Source organism: Actinoplanes sp. NPDC051859 (assembly GCF_044452725.1).
Lineage (GTDB): Bacteria > Actinomycetota > Actinomycetes > Mycobacteriales > Micromonosporaceae > Actinoplanes.
In genome coordinates, this window is record NZ_JBITBX010000005.1 from 242,701 (window position 1) to 261,164 (window position 18,464).

Below are 18,464 nucleotides of genomic sequence, written 5' to 3' on the forward strand. Positions count from 1 at the left end.
CGATCATCATGTCCTTCGACGCCGCCTACGAGGCGCTCACCGACCACGACGACGACGCACGCTGGGCGTACGGCACCGGGTTCACCGACCCGCTCGCCGGGGTGGACACCGCGGTGCCCGCCGGGGTGGACCGGGCCGACCTGGCGGCGTACTGCCTGATGCTGGGCGACGACGCGCTGATCATGTCGCATCGGCTCCAGCAGTGGGTGACCCGGTCGCCCGAGCTCGAGGACGAGCTGGCGATCGCCAACATCGCCCTCGACCTGCTCGGTCAGGCCCGGTTGCTGCTGTCCCGCGCCGGTGCGGTCGAACAGGCCGGCCGCGACGAGGACGCGCTCGCCTACCTGCGGGAGGAGGCCGACTTCCGCAACGTGCAGCTGGTCGAGCGTACGGATGACGACTTCGCCCAGCTCGCCGCCCGCCTGCTGGCCTTTGCGACCTGGCGACTGGCTCTGCTCGACCGGCTGACCGCGTCGGCCGATCCGGTTCTGGCCGCGATCGCCGCAAAGGGCGTCAAGGAGATCACCTACCACCGTGACTACGCGGCGCAGTGGGTGGTGCGGCTCGGCGACGGCACTCCGCTGTCCCACGACCGCATGCAGGCGGCGGTGGACGCGGTGGCGCCGTTGACCGCGGAGCTCTTCGCGACACATGAGATCGAGTCGCGCCTGTCGACAGCCGTCGCCGTGGATCCGTCGACGCTACGGGCGGAGTTCGACTCTGTGTGGGCGCAGGTCTTGCAGGCCGCGACACTCACGCCCGCCCAGGTCCCGCCGTCGGGCGTAGACGGACCCCGCGGCCGGGACGGCGTGCACACCCCGGCTATGGCCGACATCCTCGCCGAACTGCAGAACCTGGCACGAAACCTGCCCGGGGGTGTTTGGTGATTGGCGCTGAGGTGTGGACTTCAGCGGACGACCCTCTCCTGGCCGCGGTGCAGGGCGCCCTGACCCAGGACGCCGAGCGCTCCAGCGGTGCGTCGGCTACCGGCCCGGGTGTGGCCGCGAGCGGGGAAACCGCCGCCGAGGTCGCCGCGCGGGTCGCCGACCCGGAGCTTCCCATGGTGACCCTGGCCGACCTGGGGATCCTGCGGGAGGTGCAGGAAACGTCGGACGAGGTCGTCGTCACGATCACGCCGACCTACTCGGGCTGTCCTGCCATGCAGACCATCCGCGACGACCTGGCCTGGGCGCTCCGCGAGGCCGGTTTTCCGCGGGTCCACGTGCGTACCGTATTGACCCCGGCCTGGACCACCGACTGGATCACCGAAGCGGGTCGCGACAAGCTCGCCGCCGCCGGGATTTCGCCGCCCGGACCGGCGCCGCGCCGGACCACCGGCCCGATCCCGCTGACCCTCGGCGCGACCCGGCAATCGATCCCCTGTCCCCGATGTGGCACCGCGGACACCGAGGAAATCGCCGCGTTCAGCGCCACCGCTTGCAAGTCGCTGCGGCGGTGCCCGGCCTGCCGGGAACCGTTCGAGCACGTGAAGGAGATCTGACGTGGTGGTCCGCGAGTTCAATCCGCTGCGGGTCGCTGCTGTCGAACGCCTCTGCGACGATGCCGTCGCCGTCACCTTCGCCGTGCCCGACGAGCTGACCGATCGGTACGCGTTCCAACCAGGACAGTCGTTGACCGTCCGGCACGTCCACGACGGCGCCGACGAACGCCGTACCTACTCGATTTGTGCGCCCGCCGGAGCAGCGCCCCGGATCGGCGTGCGCGAGGTGCCCGGGGGACTCGTCTCGTCCTGGCTGGTCCGTGAGGTGCGGCCGGGCGACCTGGTCGAGGTGGCGCCGCCCACCGGCTCTTTCACGCCCGACCTCGAGGCTGGCGGGCGACACGTGCTCATCGCGGCGGGGTCCGGCATCACCCCGCTGCTGTCCATCGCCGCGTCGCTGCTGCAGCGCCCCCACGCCCAGATCAGCATTCTGTACGGCAACAGGCGCGCCGACTCGGTCATGTTCGCCGAAGAGCTCGCCGACCTGAAGGACCTGTACCCGTCACGGCTCGAACTCGTGCACCTGCTCTCCCGCGAGGCCCGCGAGGTCGACCTGCTGACCGGGCGGCTGGACGCGGAAAAGCTGCGTGCCCTGCTGCCGTTGCTGATCGACGTGCCTGCCGTCGACCACTGGTGGCTGTGCGGGCCCTTCGGCATGGTCACCGACGCCACCGACGTCCTCAGCGAGGCCGGCGTAGCACCCGAGCTGATCCACCGCGAACTGTTCTGGGTCGACGAGGCGCCGCCCGAACCGCTGCGCGCCGAACGCGAACCGTCCGGTCCGAGCAGCGAGGTCACCGTCGTGCTCGACGGTCGGTCGACGACCGCGAGCATCCCCGAGGGACAGACCATCCTCGAGGGCGCCCAGCGGTCCCGTCCCGACCTGCCCTTCGCCTGCAAGGGTGGCGTCTGCGGCACCTGCCGCGCCCGGGTCGTCGAAGGCGACGTGCAGATGCGGCGCAACTTCGCGCTCGAACAGCACGAGGTCGACGCCGGCTTCGTCCTCACCTGCCAGTCGGTCCCCACCTCACCCAAGGTCATCGTCGACTTCGACGACTGAAGCGTGCTCAGGCGGGCAGGCGACCGAGGACGAAAATCTGGCTTTCCGGCGGCCCGCCCGGCGGGACGAACTCGACCGTCTCGATGCTGACGATCTCCAACCCCGCCGCCGTGACTCGCGCCGCGAGGGCATCCTGCGGATAGCCGGACACCGTGACGGGTACGCCCATGAACTCGACCGGCAGCGAGTCTGCATCCAGATTTACCATGCCCAGCCCGAGCAGGCCGCCCGGCGTCAACCAGCCGGCGATCCGAACCAGGGTTTTCTCGATGTCAGCGCGACTCAGCATGAGCAGGGAGAAGAAAGCGGTGACGGCGCCGAACCGGCCCAGATCGGCGGGGAGCTCGCGCAGGTCGGCGTGGATGAACTCGGCGGCCGGCACCTGCTCGCGGGCCAGCCGGAGCATGCCCTCGGCGATGTCCACGCCGACGACCCGATGGCCGGACTCCGTGAAGACCTTGGCGGTCGGCACGCCGGTGCCGCAGCCCAGGTCGAGGATCGCGGCGGTGGTGGGAACCATCGACTCGATCTTCTCGATGAGCGCGGCCTGGTGCGGATTGCGGCTGTGCTCGCCCTGATAAAGCTCGGCGAGCTGATCGAAAGCCTCCATGAGGCGCAACCTACCGCGTCGCGCGGAAAACGGCATCGGTCCGGGCCGTCTGCTGACGACCCGGACCGAAACCCGTGCTCAACGTACGCGCTCAGTCCTGCCGACGCCGCCGCGCGACGCTCAGGGCGAACAGGCCGCCCAGGATGAGGATTGCGCCGCCGAGGGCGACCGTCGTCACGTTCGCACCGGTGAGGGCGAGACGGTCGTCGGCGGACGCCTGGACCTCGGTGGTCTCGGTGTCCTGCGCTGCGGCCGGCTGCTCGGTCGCCTCGACCTCTGCAGCGTCCGAACCCTCCTCGGCCGCTGTTTCCTGGGGAGCCGCAGTGGCCTTGGCGGTCGGCTTGCCCGCCGTGCCGGCCGGCGCGGTCGTCGCGTCGTCCTTCACGGTCTCAGTCGCCGCAGGCTTCGGCGCGGTGGTGGCCTTGCCCGCGTTCTGGCCGCTGCCCGTCTTCGGCGGAATGGTCACCGTCGGCGCCTTCGGCGGAGTGGTGCCGGCATCGGTCTTTGGCGTGGTTGGCTGCGCCGGAGCGTCGCCACCGGTGTTGCCACCCTGGTTGCCACCAGTGTTCCCACCTTGGTTGCCGCCGGTGTTCCCACCTTGGTTGCCACCAGTGTTGCCACCCTGGTTGCCACCAGTGTTGCCACCTTGGTTGCCACCAGTGTTGCCACCCTGGTTGCCGCCGTTGTCGTCCTGGCCGTTGCCTTGGTCGCCGTCGTCCTGGCCGCCGTCACCCTGGCCGTTGTCGTTCTGGCCGCCGCCGTTGTTCTGGCCGCCGTCACCCTGGCCGTTGTCGTTCTGGCCGCCGCCGTTGTTCTGGCCGCCGTCACCCTGGCCGTTGTCGTCCTGGCCGCCACCGTTGTTCTGGCCGCCGCCGTTGTTGCCGCCGTTGTCCTGGTCGTCGTCGCCGTCGTTGTTATTGCCGCCGCCGCCCTGGACGGTGAGGCGGACCGCGTCGATGGCCGGGGTCTGGTTGGCGCGCTGCATCATCGGGACGCGGTGTGAGCCGTCGCCGGCCCACGACGCGCACTGGGCGGTGCCTTCCTGGGGCATGCCCGGGACCTGGATGGTCACCGTGTCCGGCTCGGCGCCGCCGCGCTTGTCTTCGGTGGCGACGAAGAACGCCGGCACGGGGGACGGGTCGACTGCGGCGTTCGTGCTTTCCAGCATCCGGCAGGCGGTGTGGAAGTGGCCGCGGACCAATCCTTCTGCGGTGAGGACGGAGCTCTCCACGTAGTAGCCGCCCTGGCCGGCCGCCAGGAAGCGGTCGCGGACCAGGTTGCGGGTGCTCACCTTGAGGGTGAACGGCTGGCCGACCTGGACCTGCTCCGGGAACTCGGTGATCAGCAGGGTCGGGTTCTTCGCGGCGTCGCCGACCTCACCGAACTCGGTGGAGATGCACCGGTCGCCCTTCTGGAAGCCGTCGTGCGGCTGGAGGCGGCTGTCCGCGCAGGTGTCCGTGGTGATCTCGAGCCCGTTGACGGTCTTCTTGATCGAGTTGCCCTGCTGGCATTCCTTGGCCGGCTCGGGCGCCTTGGCCTGCTCACCCTTGGCGAGTTGGCCGTCGCCCTTGTGCTGGAGGTCGCCGTCCTTGTCGGTGTAGGTGCCGACCTTGGGGTCCGTCGCGGCACCGGAGGCGCCCGAGGCGGCCTGGGCGCCGGCAGCGGGTGCGGTGCACGCCGCCAGCGTGTTCTCGTCGGCGTTCGAGATCTGGGTGACGCCGATGACGCCGCCGAAGGCGACGAGCACCGCCACCGCGGCGATGACACGACGGTCGGGGCCCCGGCGGGTAGCGGCCCGGCGGTAGGACCTTCGCATGGGTGATACCTCTTCTGTAGTCTCACGCTCATCGTCAGCGACCATTCGCAGATCTGCCGACGCCGTTTCCGGCCCCCTTTGTGAGCTGGCCTCCAGACGGTAAGAGCGCGAGTCGCCGAAAGCCATTGCCCGCCGCATTCTTTACGCATTCGTATGCGCGAATTAAGGAAGAAATATGTTCGGGCTTGCTATCCTCCGGCATCGTCCGTTCGGTGGATACGGACGGGTTCAATGCCCGGCGATTTTTCTTCAGGAATTTTCGAGAAGGTCTGGAGATCATCGAGGTGGCGGGGCCCGCGTCGGGGGCACCCGCTGCTGGTCCCGGCGGCGACCTGCTGCGCCGGACGATCGGTGAGTGTAACCAGCACCGCCAGCAGCGACTTGAGTTCGACATCGCCGCCCGCGTCAGACGGTGGGGTGACTACCGGGGTTAGACACCGGTGTCCGGTGGGGTAGGTAACCGGGCCATGACGGAATACGGCCTCCACTGTTCCCACGAGCAGATCCCGCCCGCCGAGCTGCTGACCGCGGTCATCGCCGCCGAGCGGGCCGGGTTCGATGCGGCGATGTGCTCCGACCACTTCTCACCGTGGAGCGAGCGGCAGGGCCAGTCGGCCTTCGCCTGGTCGTGGCTCGGTGCCGCGATGCAGGCGACGAACCTGTCGTTCGGCATCGTGAACGCGCCCGGCCAGCGGTACCACCCGGCGATCATCGCGCAAGCGATCGCGACGCTCGGCGCGATGTTTCCCGGCCGCTTCTGGGCGGCGCTGGGCTCCGGCGAGTACAGCAACGAGCACGTAACCGGCGGGCCGTGGCCGCGCAAGGAGGTCCGCAACGCCCGGCTGCGGGAATGCGTTGACGTCATCCGGGAGCTGTTGGGTGGCGCCGAAGTGAGCCACGACGGGCTAGTCACGGTGGACCGGGCCAAGCTGTGGACCCGGCCGGAGACGCCGCCGGCGCTGATCGGGGCGGCGATCAGCACGAAGACCGCCGCCTGGTGCGCCGAGTGGGCGGACGGCCTGGTCACGGTGAATGCGCCCGAGGAGCACCTGCGGGCGATGATCGATGCGTACCGGGATGCGGGTGGGCGGGGTCCGGTCTGTTTGCAGGTGCATCTGAGCTGGGCGTCGACCGAGGCCGCGGCGGAGGCGATCGCGTACGACCAGTGGCGCAGCAACGTGTTTGCGCCGCCGGTCTGCTGGGACCTGGAGCTGGCCGAGCACTTTGACGTGATCTCGGAGCATGTGCCCCTCGCCAAGGTTCGCGAGGTCGTCAACATTTCCGCGGACCTGGACCGGCACGTGCAGTGGCTGCGCGATTATGCGGCGCTGGGCTTCGACCGGATCTATCTGCACCACGTGGGGCAGGACTTGACCGGATTCGTGGAGACGTTCGGGGCAAAGGTGCTGCCGGCGGTGCGCTAGGGCACGCCTTGCGGCTCATGACGGCCTGCGCCGGCCCCAGCTTCCGCCTCGCGGCGCGGTCCGGGCGGGCGAATACAACACCGGCATTCGCCCGCCCGGCCCACTTGCGAGACGAAACCTGGACCTCGGCTCGGCGTCGCCATGAGCCGCAAGACGCACCCTAGGGCGTACCCGAAAGCTCGTTGTAGGCCGCAGCCCGCTCCTGGCCGGACAGCGCCGCGATCGCGTCCATGATCTGATCGGTCGCGTCGCGGCGGGCCTTCGCCGCGCTGCCGGTCGGGGGCGAGAAGCGCAGCGGTTCGCCGAAGCGGACCGTCACCCGGCCGGGGCGGGGGAACCGGGCACCGACCGGTTGCACCCGGTCGGTGCCGAGGACGGCGACGGGCACGACCGGCGCGCCCGAGGCCAGCGCCAGCCAGGCCACGCCGGTGCGGCCGCGGTAGAGCCGGCCGTCGCGGGATCGGCTGCCTTCCGGGTGAATGCCGAACGCCTGCCCGTCTTTCAGCACCCGCAGGGCGGTTTCCAATGCCTCTTGTGCGGCCCGGTGCGCGCCGCGGGGCACGCCGATGGCGCCGACCGCGGTGAGTGTGGTGCGGTCGATCCAGCCGCGGAGCCCGCGTCGGGTGAAGTATTCCTGCTTGGCCAGGAATGCCACCGGCCGTGGCGACATCAGCGGGATGATGAAGCTGTCCAGGAAGGACAGATGGTTCGCGGCGAGGATGACGGCGCCGTTGAGGGGAATGTGCTCGCGGCCTTCGACTGTCGGACGGAAGGCGACATGCGTCACCGGCACGAAGACGGCGCGGGCCAGGCGGGGCACCAGCATTCAATCCTCCACGTACGCGTCGACGGCGGTGCGCAGCAGAGCGTCGGCATCGCCGGTGCCGGCCGCCGCCAGACTGCCCCACAGGTGGAGCTGGGCGATGCCGTGCAGGGTGGCCCAGAAGGCGCCGGCCACCACTTCGGCGTCGCGGCGGTCGCGCCCGAGTCGGGTGACGAGGTCGGCGAACACCTCGCGGCTGGTGGCGCGCAGGCCTAATTGGTTGCCGCTGAGCAGCTCGTGGCGGAACATCAGCTCGAACATGCCCCGCTCGTCGAGCGCGAAGCGGAGAAAGCTTCGGCCGAGCGTCAGCAGGTCGGCGCGTGGCTCTCCGCAGGGCTGCAGTGCCGCGAACCGGGCCGACAGCCGGGCGAAACCGACCTCGGCCACCGCGGCGAGCAAATCACGGTGGGTGGGAAACCAGCGGCGCGGTGCGCCGTGCGACACCCCGGCGCGGCGGGCGATCTCCCGCAGGGACAGCGCGTCCGTGCCCCGCTCGGCGAGCAGCTCGACGCCGGCGGCAACGAGGCGGGCGCGCAGGTCATCGGGCATAGACACTGTCTACCAGAGGTGCGTAGACAGTGTCTACCTGCGGCACCGGTACGATCGCCCCATGAGCCTGCGGGAACGGACGCGCCAGGCGGTGCAGGCAGATATCGCCGCCACCGCCATGCAGCTCTTCCTGGACCACGGCTTCGACGCCACCACGATGGACCAGATCGCCGCCGAGGCCGGGGTCTCCCGGCGCTCACTGTTTCGCTACTTCGCCACCAAAGAGGACATGGTCGTGGGCGACCTCGTGGAGCGTGGGCGCGCCGTGCGCCAGGTCCTCGAAGCGCGACCGCCAGACGAGGGACCATGGGAAGCGCTGCGGGCCGCGCTGGAGAGCCTGGCCCACGCCTCGGGCCCGCAGGCAGTCCGGATCGCCGCGATGGTGCACGAGACTCCCTCGTTGCGGGCGCGCCGCGTCGAGAAATGCCTGCAATGGCTGGAAATGCTGGTGCCGGACATCGAACGGAGGCTCGGCGTGCCACCCGGCAGCGACACCGACCCGCGCGCCGCCGCCATCGTCTCCAGCGCCCTCGCCTGCCTCGACGTCGCGATCGAAGCGTGGCTGCGCGGCGGCGCCACCGGCTCGATCGAGGATCTGTACGACGACGCCGTGGCAGCCGTCCGCGGCCGCTGAGCCGGCCGGGCTCACAGATCGAGCTGCCAGAGCACCGAACGATGGGTGGGCTCGTACCCGAGTGAGTCGTTGATCCGGCGCATCGTCACGTTGCTGTCCGCGGTGTCGGTGAGCAGGCCGCCGATGCGCGGATGGGCGTCCTGGACGTGTTGCACGGCGGTCGCCTTCATCCAGCGGGCCAAGCCCTGCCCGCGGTGTGCCGGCAGCACCCCGGTGCCGTAGTGCTGGGCGTCCCCGACCCCGTCGCCGGGCACCACCAACTCCGAGAAGCCCACAATCGTGCCGTCCGCCTCGTGCATCGCGGCGACGGTGCACAGGATGTCGCCCCGTTTCGTCACGGCGGCGGCGATGGCCCGAACCCGCTCGACGTCCCACACCTCGGCGGCCACGTCCGTCTCGTCCATCGGCATGTCGTCCATCGCCCGGCGCGACGCGGCGAACGTCGGGGCCAGATCGCCCGCGACCGTGCCCTCCCAGCTGTGCAGTCGATAGCCGGGGTGCGACTCCTCAGCCAGCGTCGCCATCCGGGGTGCTACCGCCTCGGTCAGCGGCAGCCGCGAGAACGTCAGGTTGAGCACCGGCCGGAACCCGTGCGCGACCAAGAACGGCGCGTCGCCGGTCACCGGGCCGGTAGTCACCGCGCGGCGGCCGAGACCTCGCGCCGCGTCGACAGCCGCGGCGAGCAGGGCGCTGCCCGTGCCCTGGCGACGCTCAGCCGGGTGCACCTGGATTTCCGCCTCGGCCCGGTGCTCGGCGCCCATGGCCGTGGGCACCCTCAGGTAGGCGAGCCCGACCGGGTGCCCATCCGCACCGGTAGCCACCCAGGCCAGCCGGTACGAAGACGGGCCGGGCTCGGGCTCACGCAACGCGGTGATCTGCACCACGCCATTATCCAACGTCGGGCCGATCACCAGGCGATCGGTGCGTAGTCCTTGAGAAAGCAGCCGTACAGGTCCTCGCCCTGCTCGCCGCGCACGATCGGGTCGTACACCCGGGCCGCGCCGTCCACCAGGTCGAGCGGCGCGTGGAAACCCTCGTCGGCGAGCCGCATCTTGGTGGGGTGCGGCCGCTCGTCGGTGATCCAGCCGGTGTCGACGCTGGTCATCAGGATGCCGTCGGTGAACATGTCCTCCGCGCTGGTCCGGGTGAGCATGTTCAGCGAAGCCTTCGCCATGTTGGTGTGCGGGTGCCCGGCGCCCTTGTAGCCGCGCTGGAACACGCCCTCCATGGCCGAGACGTTCACGACGTACCGGCGGGGGAAGGGCGAGCTGGTCATCGCCGCGCGCAGCCGGCTGACCAGGATGAACGGGGCGGTGACGTTGCACAGCTGCACTTCGAGCAGCTCGAGCGGATCGACCTCGTGCACCCGGTCGCTCCAACTGTTGGTCGCGGCCAGATCCGGCATCAGGCCACCGGCGTCGACCGCGGACGAGTCGGCGATCCGGGCCGGGCTCGCCGAGCCGCCGGTCAGCGCCAGTGCCGTCAGGGCGTGCGCGCTGAACGTGGGCGCGCCGTGGTCCAGCTCGCCGCCGGTCAGCGCGTCCGGGTGCGCCGTCGCGGTGTGCCCGCCGAGATACTCCAGCTCCGGCAGGGTGCCGCCGGGCAGCGGTGCCGACTCGGCAGCCACCAGGGCGGAGTAGGAGCCGGGCGAGCGGCGTACGGTCTGGGCGGCGTTGTTGATCAGGATGTCCAGCGGGCCGTGGGCGGCGACCGACTCGGCCAGCGCGACCACCTGGGCGGGGTCGCGCAGGTCGATGCCGACCACCCGCAGCCGGTGTAGCCAGTCCGCGCTGTCCGGCATCGCGGCGAACCGGCGCACGGCGTCGTTGGGGAACCGCGTGGTGATCGTGGTGTGCGCTCCGTCGCGGAGCAGCCGCAGCGCGATATACATGCCGATCTTCGCGCGCCCGCCGGTCAGCAGCGCCCGGCGCCCGGTCAGGTCGGTGCGGGCGTCGCGGCGGGCGTGATTCTCGGCGGCACACCGCGGGCAGAGCTGGTGATAGAACGCGTCGACCTGGGTGTAGCGCTGTTTGCAGACGTAGCAGCCGCGTGCCTGCTTGAGGAACCCGGCGACCTGGCCGGTGGTCGCGGTGCTGAGCGGCAGACCGGCGGTTTCGTCGTCGATCCGCGAGGGGGCGCCGGTCGCGGTCGCGGCGGTCACCGCCCGGTCGTTGGCGAGGATGGCGTCGCGCCGGTCCTTGCGGCGGCGCAGCTTCACGGCCTTGAACAACCCGGCAGTGGCCCGGCGCAGGGCGACCGCGTCCGGGTGCTCGGCGTCCAGTTTCTCGGCCTCGGCGATGACGGCGAGGCACAGCGCGAGCCGTTCGGCGTCGATCCCGGGCGCCGGGAACTCGGCGGGGCCGTCGGGCCGGGCGGTCTCGTCAACTGTCGCGGTCATGCTCATCCTGTTCCGGTAGATACCCCATCGTCCGCAGGGCACTGTACTTTCCGTGCCGCTGCGGTGCCGCCGCGGCTCAGGAACGGGCGTCGCGGTGGCCGGGCGGTTCGGCCTCCGACAGGTCCCGCGGTCGCCGGTAGATCGCCATCGGATCGTTCGTGGTGTCCGAGACGGGCGGGGTCGGCGGGGGTGGCACCGGCGGAGTGTTTGGCGCGTGCCGGGGCACCGACGCGCTGGCCCGGACCGGCCCGAAGAACGCGGGGCCGGACGACGTGGACACCTGCGGCTCGGGCCGGGCGCTCTTCGGCGGCGCGTTGCGGTAATTGTCCTGAGATGCGCGCCGCGGCAACTCGGACCTCGGTTCCTCCGGCGTGGTGAAGGCCAAAGGCATCCGTTCAGGCATGGGTACGGGCGCCGAGCCCGCCACCGGCAAGCCTGGCACCACAGCCCCCGACACCCACCCGGTATCCGCCGACTCGGACGCCCACCCGGTATCAACCGTCTCGGACGCCCACCCGGCGCTGGCCGGCTCCGGCGCTGCCCGGTAGCCCTCCCGCGGCGGCGCGTTGTCGCGTGCTGAGTCCGGCGAGGCGGCCCAAGCGGACGTGGGCGAGCTGGCCCAATCGGATGAAGCGGGCGAAAGGTGCGAGGTTGACCACGTGTCGGCAGCCGCAAGCGAGTCGGGCCGCTGGTAGAGGCCAGCTGGTTCGCGGACGGCGTGCCGGCCACCTGATTGATCATCCACACCTGCGTCGCCGGCGTCCTCGTGCTCGTATTCCGCGAGGCCGGCGCGCTGCTGCAGACGTCGCAGCGGGCCGGGTGCCCACCATGCGGCGTCGCCCATGAGCCGGAGCACTGCCGGGACCAGCAGCATCCGGACGACCGTCGCGTCCAGGAACAGCGCGACGATCATGCCGACGCCGACGAAGCGCATGGTCGTCACGGTGGACAGCGCGAAGGCGCCGGTCACCACGATGAGCAGGATCGCCGCCGCGCTGATCACCCGGCCGGTCCGGGACAGGCCGGTGCTCACCGCCTCGGCCGTGCTGGCCCCGCGAGTGCGGGCCTCCACCATGCGGGACAGCAGGAAAACCTCGTAGTCGGTGGAGAGGCCGAACACGACCGCCGCCATCAGCACCACGATGCCCACCTCGAGGGGCGCCGGAGTGATCTGCAGCAGGCTCGCACCGTGGCCGTCCTGGAAGATCCAGACGAGGATGCCGAAGGTCGCGCCGAGGCTCAGGGCGCTCATCAGCACCGCCTTGACCGGCAGCAGGATCGAGCCGAACGCGAGGAACATCAGGATCAGCGTGGCGCCGACGAGCAGGCCGACCATCAGCGGCAGCCGCTCGGCGGTCGCCGAGATGCTATCGACACTGCGGGCCGTGGTGCCGCCGACAAACACCTTCGTGCCGGCCGGGGCGGGCAGGGCGCGGATCTTCTCCACGGCCGTACGGGCCTGTTGGCTGAACGGGTCGGAGCCGCGCAGGGTGGCGACGTAGGTGACTGCCTTGCCTCCCGCGCCCGCCGGGGTGGCTGCCGCGATGCCGGGGATCTTGTCGAGGGCCTGCGCGAACGGCTCCAGGCCCTTCGGCGGTCCGTTGCCGCCCAGCACGACGATCTGGATCCCGGAGCTGCTCAGCGCGGGATAGTCGGCCTTCAGCGTCTCGACCGCAACCCGGGCCGCGTCGCCCTCCGGGAGGACCCGCTCGTCGCTCTCGCCGAACTGCACGCCCTTGATCGGTACGGCGAGGATCAGCAGCCCCGCCAGGATGGGCAACGCCACCAGCACCGGGCGTCGCAGGACGAACCGGGCGAGCGCCGTCCAGCCGGAGCCTTCAGGCTTGCGGTTGGTGCGACGGGGCAGGCGTACGGGGAGTTTGTCGACCCGGGGACCCAGGACGGCCAGCAGTGCGGGCAGCAGCGTGAGGGACAGCAGGGCCGCGAGCGCCACGGCCGCAAGGCCACCGTAGGCCAGCGACTTGAGGAAGCCCTGCGGGAACAGCAGGAGCCCGGCCAGCGCGATCATCAGCAGCGACGCGGAGAACACCACGGTGCGTCCGGCGGTGGCGACGGTCCGGATGACCGCTTCGGCGGGCGTACGCCCGGAGGCCTGCTCCTCCCGGAACCGTCCCACCATGAACAGCCCGTAGTCGATCGCCATGCCGAGCCCCAGCAGGCTCGCCACGTTAACCGCGAACGAGTTGACGTCGTGGCTGTTGGCGACGGCGTGCAGCACGCCCAGCGAGCCGAGGACCGCACAGCCGCCGACCAGCACCGGCAGCGATGCGGCGACGAGCGAGCCGAAGATGAACAGCAGCAGGATGAGCACGACCGGTAGCGAGATCGCCTCGGCGAAGGCCAGGTCCCGGGTCGAGCGCCCCGACGCGGCGTCGTTCAGGGGTGCCTCGCCGGTGAGCTGAGCGGTGGCGCCGGCAACGGTCAGTTTGTCGTCGATCTCCCGGTACGACTCCAGCTTCTCGCCGTCGTCGTCACCGGCCAGGGTGAGGACGGCCACCGCACTCTTGCGGTCGGCCGCGGCGAACTGGGCCGCCTTGCCATGCCAGTAGCCGCCCACCTCGGTCACCACCGACTTCGGCAACGCGCCCAGCCGTTCCTGGATGCGCGCGCTCAGCGCCGCGTCGTCGATCGTGCCCTTCGCGGGCCGATAGATCACGACGACGTCGGCGCCCTCGCTGCCCAGCTCGGCGGCGGCCACGTCGGCGGCCTGGCTGGATTCGCTACCCGGGTCGGTGTAACCGCCCTCGGAGAGCTGGCCGAACACGCCGAAGCCCCACACGCCCGCACCGGCGACCGCGGCGACGGTCACCAGCAGCACGGCCCAGCGGAACCGGGACACGAAAGAACCCCACCCGGCGAACAAAGGTCCCCCTTACCCTGAGCCAGACGTACGGGCTCAGCGCAGCGTCGCAGCCTCCAGCGCAACGCCACCACAATCGGAATCGAACGAGTCGTCCGTGACCCAGCTCAGGTTGATCTTGCCGTTTTTCGGCGCCCGGTACGTCACGACGAACGCGACCGTGGCCAGGTTGTTGCCCCGTTCCTCGAAGCTGGCGGTGGCGACCGGGCCGCCGGTGGACAGCTTTGCGGTCAAGGTGCCGCGCCCGGCCAGGGCGCCGACGTAGACCTTCAGCGTGCTCGCCGTCGAGCTCGCCGGGGCGGAAATGGTGAAGCCGTTGCCCTTGCCGCAGGTGCGGATCCCGGTGGGCGTGCCGTCGGAGTTGCTGATCGGCGAGCCGCCGCTCCAGGCGTACCGCTGGGTGCTGAAGCCGTGCCGGAAGCGGGGGGCGGTCGGTGCGCCCTCGAGGATGGCGAAGTCGCCTTCTGCCTTGCGTTCGAGGGAGAAAGTGCCCTGCTCACCCCAGTGCACCCAGTCGCGGGTGCCCTCGGCGGCCAGGTTGACGACGGCCGGAATGGCGGTACGGGCGATCGACACCGAGCCGGGGAACGGCTTGCTCGTCGACGGTGCCGCGCTCGGCTTGCTGGGCGTCGGGCTCGGTGACGGGCTGTCGGAGGCGCTGGGCAGCGGGATGGGGAACTGGTCCGGCGGGTTGAGCGGCACGTCGGCGAGCGCGGGCGGTTGCACGGGCAGGGTCGCCTGGTCGTCGTTGCGGGAGGTGTTGCTGATGATGAAGCCGAAGGCCACCACGATCAGGACCCCGGCCAGGATCACCGAGGCGGGCATGAGGATCTCGCTGAGTCGCCGCGGCCGGTCCTCGAGGAGCTCGGCGGGCACGGCGGCGCTCCGGCGCCCGGCGGTGCGATAGCCGTATCCGGCCCGAGGGGCGGCCGGCGGCCGGCGACGAGGTCCCGGCTTCCTGGAGTGTCCCTCGGGCTGTGGCTGGCGACCTGTCGAACGGTCGTCGTCCGGCACCGAACCCTCCCGGTCGTTCACGGGCGCGGTAGTCCCTGGTACAGATGCATTCTCTGGCTGAGTGGTACACCGTCTCACCTTCAGTGAGTGACGGAGAAGAGCGAATTGAGTAACCAACCGTTTTGTTGATCACCCGGGTCGGCGGTTCGGCGGAGGTCGGCGCCGTCCGAGCGGCCGAGGCGAGTACGGTGACCGAAGTCTCCCGCGCGTCCCCACCGAGCAGGGCCAAGCGCGGTCCGATCCGACGAGGAGTAGTCAGAGCAGATGGTTGTTCAGGACCAGAAGGCCGGTAAGGGTCGCGGCCAGGCGCTCACGGGCGCCCTTGCCGGCGTCGCCGTGATCGCCCTACTCGTCGCGATCTTCGTCGGCATCAAGATGTCGGACGACGACAAGACGGACGACAAGACGGACGCCAAGGCGGGCGCCGCGACCACCACCACGGCGCCGGCTGCCGGTGCGCCGGCTCCCAGCGCCGCGGCCCCGCAGGGCGAGCTCGACCCGGCGCTGCAGCAGAAGCCGGACATCAAGGCCGGCGAGGGGGACGTCACCAAACTCGTCGTCACGTCGCTGATCACCGGCAAGGGCCCGAAGCTCACCGCCGGGCAGACGATCCAGGCCAACTACGTCGGCATCACCTACAAGGACGGCAAGCAGTTCGACTCGTCCTGGGACCGCGGCCAGCCCGCCGAGTTCCCGGTCGGTGTCGGCCAGCTCATCAAGGGCTGGGACCAGGGCCTGGTCGGCATTCCGGTGGGCAGCCGGGTGCAGCTCGACATTCCCGCCGACCTCGCTTACGGCGAGCAGGCCAGCGGTGGCCGTCCCGCCGGTGACCTGCGGTTCATCGTCGACGTGCTGGCCGCCCAGTAGCCGTCACAACTCGCGGACGATGACGTCCGCCTGCCGGGGGCGGCCCGCCGCGACGGGCCGCTCCTCGAGCGTGTATCTGAGGTCACGCAGCGCATCCAGCAGCTCGTCCACCGACTGCGGTGCCACACCCTCGACTGCCAGCGAGCGCACCAGCCGCCCCTTCGTCGCCTTGTTGAAGTGGCTGACCACCGCCCGGCGCGGCACCCCGTCGACGATCCGCTCGTGCAGCACCCGCAGGGCCACCGACCGCGGCCCCGGTGCGGCCATCGCGGCGTACGCGCCCGAGCGCAGATCCAGCACCGGGCCCACGTCCGGGAGGTGCTTCGTCAGCGCCGGCTTCCAGTACGGCGTCAGCCCGCCGACGACCGGCAGCGTTACCCCCGCCGCGCACCGGTACGCGGGAATCCGGTCGGTCAGCCGGACGGCACCCCACAGGCCGGAGAAGACGACGGCCCGCTCATCCACCCAGGTCCGGGCCGGCCCGGCGAGCGTGGGCAGGTCGAGAGCCTCGTACAGCACGCCGGTGTAGACCTCGGCGGCGGGCGCAGCCGGCGCGGTCAACAGTGCGGCGTTGCGGTCGAGCTCGGCGCGCTGACCGGCGCTGAGCCCGAGAACCTCCAGCGATTCGGCGACCGCGCGGGCACTGCGCCGCCGGCTCAGCGCGACCAGTTTGCTCAGCACCCGGCGCCGAGCGGCGGCGAGCTTGGGCAGCCACAGCGTGGTCAGGTCGACCGGTTCTCCGGCGGTAGGAGCGGTCTTTCCTTCGGAGGGCGGGAGCAGGATGAGCACGCCGCGAGGTTACAAGCGGTTCACGCGGGCGGTTCGGTGAGGGCGTCCGCCACGCTGGAGTAGACGTCGAGGACGGGGACCAAGCCCACAGTGCGCAGCAGGCCGTGCAGCCATTCGCCCGGCGCGGCCAGCCGCAGCCAGCCGCCCAGGGCAGCCGCCCGGCGGTGGCCCACCACGAACGCGCTCAGCCCGGTCGAGTCGCAGAACTCGACGCCGGACAGGTCGACCACGACTCGGGGCAGCGGCCCGTCGAGCACCTGATCGAGGGTGGTACGCAGGACCGGGGCGGTGTCGACGTCCAGGTTGCCACGGACAGTGACGACGACGGTGTCGTCCGGGTTGCCGATGACGGACACGTGCACGATCGGTCTCCTCGCATCGACGGAGACTTCTCGATGCCCACTCAGGGCCGGCGCGGAACCTGCGGAACCGTGATCGTCGTTTTCACCGTAGCCTGGTCGATCTCCGTGGTCCGCACGGTGAACGTGACCTCGTAGGTGCCGGGCAGCGGGAAGGTCAACGAGCCGAGGGCGTCGTTGCGGGGGTGCAGCGGAAGCATCGGCGCGGTGATCGGCTCGAGGTCCTGGCCCTGCAGGCGGGTCGTCACGGTCCACTCCTGGGCGGGCAGCGGCTTGCCCTCGGGCGTGTAGGTGAAGCCGTGCACGGTGTTGAACTCGCCCAGCTCCACGGGATAGACCGAGTACTGCAGCGTGAACAGGTTCGAGGTGAGCGTCTGCGAGACGCCCTTCTCGGTGCTGGCCGTGCGTTCGGTACCCACACTGCGACCCGGCGTCGTCTGCGCCAGCACGGCGCTGAGCCCGAGGATCACGACGGTCGCGGCAACCTCGATGCCGACCGTACGGCGCAACGGCCCGGCGCCGGTCGACGTGACCTGCGCGCGCAGGACGAAGCGCCGCGCCACCGCCGCCATCGCGAGCACACCGGCCAGAATCGCGGCCTTGCCGAGCAACAGCCGGCCGTAACCGGTGTTCCACAGCGCGCCGACCGAGCCGAGCTGCACCACCGACTGCACGATCCCGGCGCCGATCAGCCAGACGACGGCCAGCGCGGCCCACCGCGACCAGACCGGCAGGATCCGGCCGAGCACCCGCGGGTGTGCCTGGCGCAGCAGGAAGACCGCGAGAGTCACCAGGCCGCCCAGCCAGACCGCCATCGCCGCCATGTGCACCACGTCGGCAACGACGATCGCGGCCCGCAGCGGCGACTCCACGGCGTGGCCGGTCAGCGGCCACGTCGTCAGCCCGGCGAGACCGAGGATCAACACTGCTGCGTCCCGCACCCGGTCGCGCTTGCCGTGCAGGATCGGCGGCAGCAGGGCGGCCAGCACGGCCAGCACGGCCAGGCGGGCGAGCAGGATCACCCCGTACGGGCTGCCGAGCACGTCCGACAACTCGGTGACTGAGACGTCCCACCAGGGCGCGCCGCTGCTGGCCGGGGCCTGGGTCCACAGCGCCCCGAGCGTCGCCCCGGCGGTGGCTACCAGGCCGGTGCGGACCAGTCGGATCGGGCCACGTCGGGACGCTGCGCGCCGGGGCCACAACAGGGCGAGGAAGAGGACCGGACCGACGATCAGGGTCAGGCCGGCGTACCCGACGAATTTGACGGTGGGACCGGCGACCGCGACCGACGGATGCACGCCGGTGGGGTCGCCCTCGGCCGGTCGCGCCGATGGCGCGCCCACCGAGAAGGTCATGGCGCCGCCGATCGGGTGGCTGTCCGCCGAGACGACCCGGTAACTGACCAGGTACGTGCCCAGTGGTTGGCCGGCCCGGCGGACCTGGATGCGCAGCTCGGGGCCGTTCACCGAGACGGTGCCGGTGATGCGTTTGCCGTCCGGCGCGAGCACCTGGATCCGGGCCGTCACCGGCGCCACCGGCTCGGTGAACCGCACGACGATCTCCGACGGCGGTGTGTCGATCACCGAGCCCGGTTCGGGGCTCGCGCCGACCAGCGCCGCGTGCGCGTTCGCCGGCGCCGGAGGAAGCAGCACCAGGGTGGCGAGCGCGACGACGAGCAGAATGAAGGCGCGTACCGCCCGCGGCCCCCCAGCCGCTCGAACCCGAGTCACGTCAGCTAG

General features: G+C 71.1%; 18 protein-coding genes. 7 read left to right on the forward strand and 11 right to left on the reverse strand.

Annotation, left to right across the window (positions count from 1 at the left end; translation table 11 throughout):
* The first annotated feature begins 8 nt into the window (after positions 1–8).
* The 3 genes from paaC (at position 9) to paaE (ending at position 2,561) form a co-directional block, all read left to right on the forward strand.
* Complete coding sequence (gene paaC / locus ACIA1L_RS15085; RefSeq protein WP_396073272.1) at positions 9–887, forward strand: 1,2-phenylacetyl-CoA epoxidase subunit PaaC; 879 nt, start codon at positions 9–11, stop codon at positions 885–887.
* A gap of 110 nt (positions 888–997) precedes the next feature.
* The gene (gene paaD, locus ACIA1L_RS15090) at positions 998–1,501 is read left to right on the forward strand and encodes a 1,2-phenylacetyl-CoA epoxidase subunit PaaD (RefSeq protein WP_396073619.1); all 504 of its coding nucleotides are present in this window, start codon (positions 998–1,000) and stop codon (positions 1,499–1,501) included.
* A 1-nt stretch (position 1,502) separates the two neighbouring features.
* The gene (gene paaE / locus ACIA1L_RS15095; RefSeq protein ID WP_396073273.1) at positions 1,503–2,561 is read left to right on the forward strand and encodes a 1,2-phenylacetyl-CoA epoxidase subunit PaaE; all 1,059 of its coding nucleotides are present in this window, start codon (positions 1,503–1,505) and stop codon (positions 2,559–2,561) included.
* A 7-nt stretch (positions 2,562–2,568) separates the two neighbouring features.
* On the opposite strand, the gene ACIA1L_RS15100 is transcribed toward paaE, so the two are convergent.
* Both ACIA1L_RS15100 and ACIA1L_RS15105 read right to left on the reverse strand, forming a co-directional pair.
* Positions 2,569–3,171 carry a class I SAM-dependent methyltransferase gene (locus ACIA1L_RS15100; RefSeq protein WP_396073274.1) on the reverse strand — a complete coding sequence of 201 codons (603 nt, stop codon included), beginning with the start codon at positions 3,169–3,171 and terminating at the stop codon, positions 2,569–2,571.
* A gap of 91 nt (positions 3,172–3,262) precedes the next feature.
* Positions 3,263–4,987: a hypothetical protein gene (locus ACIA1L_RS15105; RefSeq protein ID WP_396073275.1), complete on the reverse strand. Its 1,725-nt coding sequence runs from the start codon at positions 4,985–4,987 to the stop codon at positions 3,263–3,265.
* Positions 4,988–5,199: 212 nt separating this feature from the next.
* On the opposite strand from ACIA1L_RS15105, the gene ACIA1L_RS15110 reads away from it, so the two are divergent.
* Both ACIA1L_RS15110 and ACIA1L_RS15115 read left to right on the forward strand, forming a co-directional pair.
* Complete coding sequence (locus ACIA1L_RS15110; protein WP_396073276.1) at positions 5,200–5,421, forward strand: hypothetical protein; 222 nt, start codon at positions 5,200–5,202, stop codon at positions 5,419–5,421.
* A gap of 33 nt (positions 5,422–5,454) precedes the next feature.
* On the forward strand, positions 5,455–6,411 hold the full coding sequence (locus ACIA1L_RS15115) for a TIGR03885 family FMN-dependent LLM class oxidoreductase (RefSeq protein WP_396073277.1): 957 nt from the start codon (positions 5,455–5,457) through the stop codon (positions 6,409–6,411).
* 160 nt (positions 6,412–6,571) lie between these two features.
* Here the strand turns inward: ACIA1L_RS15115 and ACIA1L_RS15120 are convergent, their stop codons facing one another.
* On the reverse strand, positions 6,572–7,237 hold the full coding sequence (locus ACIA1L_RS15120; RefSeq protein WP_396073278.1) for a lysophospholipid acyltransferase family protein: 666 nt from the start codon (positions 7,235–7,237) through the stop codon (positions 6,572–6,574).
* Positions 7,238–7,783, reverse strand: coding sequence for a TetR/AcrR family transcriptional regulator (locus ACIA1L_RS15125; protein WP_396073279.1), 546 nt, complete (start codon positions 7,781–7,783; stop codon positions 7,238–7,240). It lies immediately after the preceding gene.
* Between the two features lie 61 nt (positions 7,784–7,844).
* Between ACIA1L_RS15125 and ACIA1L_RS15130 the strand changes: the two genes are divergently transcribed.
* On the forward strand, positions 7,845–8,417 hold the full coding sequence (locus ACIA1L_RS15130; RefSeq protein ID WP_396073280.1) for a TetR family transcriptional regulator: 573 nt from the start codon (positions 7,845–7,847) through the stop codon (positions 8,415–8,417).
* An 11-nt stretch (positions 8,418–8,428) separates the two neighbouring features.
* On the opposite strand, the gene ACIA1L_RS15135 is transcribed toward ACIA1L_RS15130, so the two are convergent.
* From ACIA1L_RS15135 to ACIA1L_RS15150, 4 genes are all read right to left on the reverse strand, one after another.
* The gene (locus tag ACIA1L_RS15135) at positions 8,429–9,301 is read right to left on the reverse strand and encodes a GNAT family N-acetyltransferase (protein WP_396073281.1); all 873 of its coding nucleotides are present in this window, start codon (positions 9,299–9,301) and stop codon (positions 8,429–8,431) included.
* A 23-nt stretch (positions 9,302–9,324) separates the two neighbouring features.
* The gene (locus ACIA1L_RS15140) at positions 9,325–10,815 is read right to left on the reverse strand and encodes an SDR family NAD(P)-dependent oxidoreductase (RefSeq protein ID WP_396073282.1); all 1,491 of its coding nucleotides are present in this window, start codon (positions 10,813–10,815) and stop codon (positions 9,325–9,327) included.
* A gap of 76 nt (positions 10,816–10,891) precedes the next feature.
* A complete protein-coding gene (locus ACIA1L_RS15145; RefSeq protein ID WP_396073283.1) occupies positions 10,892–13,675 on the reverse strand; it encodes an efflux RND transporter permease subunit in 2,784 nt (927 codons plus the stop codon).
* Between the two features lie 57 nt (positions 13,676–13,732).
* Positions 13,733–14,572 (reverse strand): hypothetical protein, encoded by an 840-nt coding sequence (locus ACIA1L_RS15150; RefSeq protein WP_396073284.1) that lies wholly within the window; start codon positions 14,570–14,572, stop codon positions 13,733–13,735.
* 402 nt (positions 14,573–14,974) lie between these two features.
* Here ACIA1L_RS15150 and ACIA1L_RS15155 point away from each other — a divergent pair, with 402 nt between their 5' ends.
* Positions 14,975–15,577 carry an FKBP-type peptidyl-prolyl cis-trans isomerase gene (locus tag ACIA1L_RS15155; protein WP_396073286.1) on the forward strand — a complete coding sequence of 201 codons (603 nt, stop codon included), beginning with the start codon at positions 14,975–14,977 and terminating at the stop codon, positions 15,575–15,577.
* A gap of 3 nt (positions 15,578–15,580) precedes the next feature.
* Here ACIA1L_RS15155 and ACIA1L_RS15160 read toward each other — a convergent pair whose 3' ends face one another.
* From ACIA1L_RS15160 to ACIA1L_RS15170, 3 genes are read right to left on the reverse strand one after another with little or no spacing between them, the layout of a single operon-like run.
* Positions 15,581–16,366: a YaaA family protein gene (locus ACIA1L_RS15160; protein WP_396073288.1), complete on the reverse strand. Its 786-nt coding sequence runs from the start codon at positions 16,364–16,366 to the stop codon at positions 15,581–15,583.
* A gap of 20 nt (positions 16,367–16,386) precedes the next feature.
* Complete coding sequence (locus tag ACIA1L_RS15165) at positions 16,387–16,728, reverse strand: STAS domain-containing protein (RefSeq protein ID WP_396073290.1); 342 nt, start codon at positions 16,726–16,728, stop codon at positions 16,387–16,389.
* A 41-nt stretch (positions 16,729–16,769) separates the two neighbouring features.
* Positions 16,770–18,455, reverse strand: coding sequence for a copper resistance CopC/CopD family protein (locus ACIA1L_RS15170; RefSeq protein WP_396073291.1), 1,686 nt, complete (start codon positions 18,453–18,455; stop codon positions 16,770–16,772).
* Positions 18,456–18,464 lie beyond the last annotated feature (9 nt).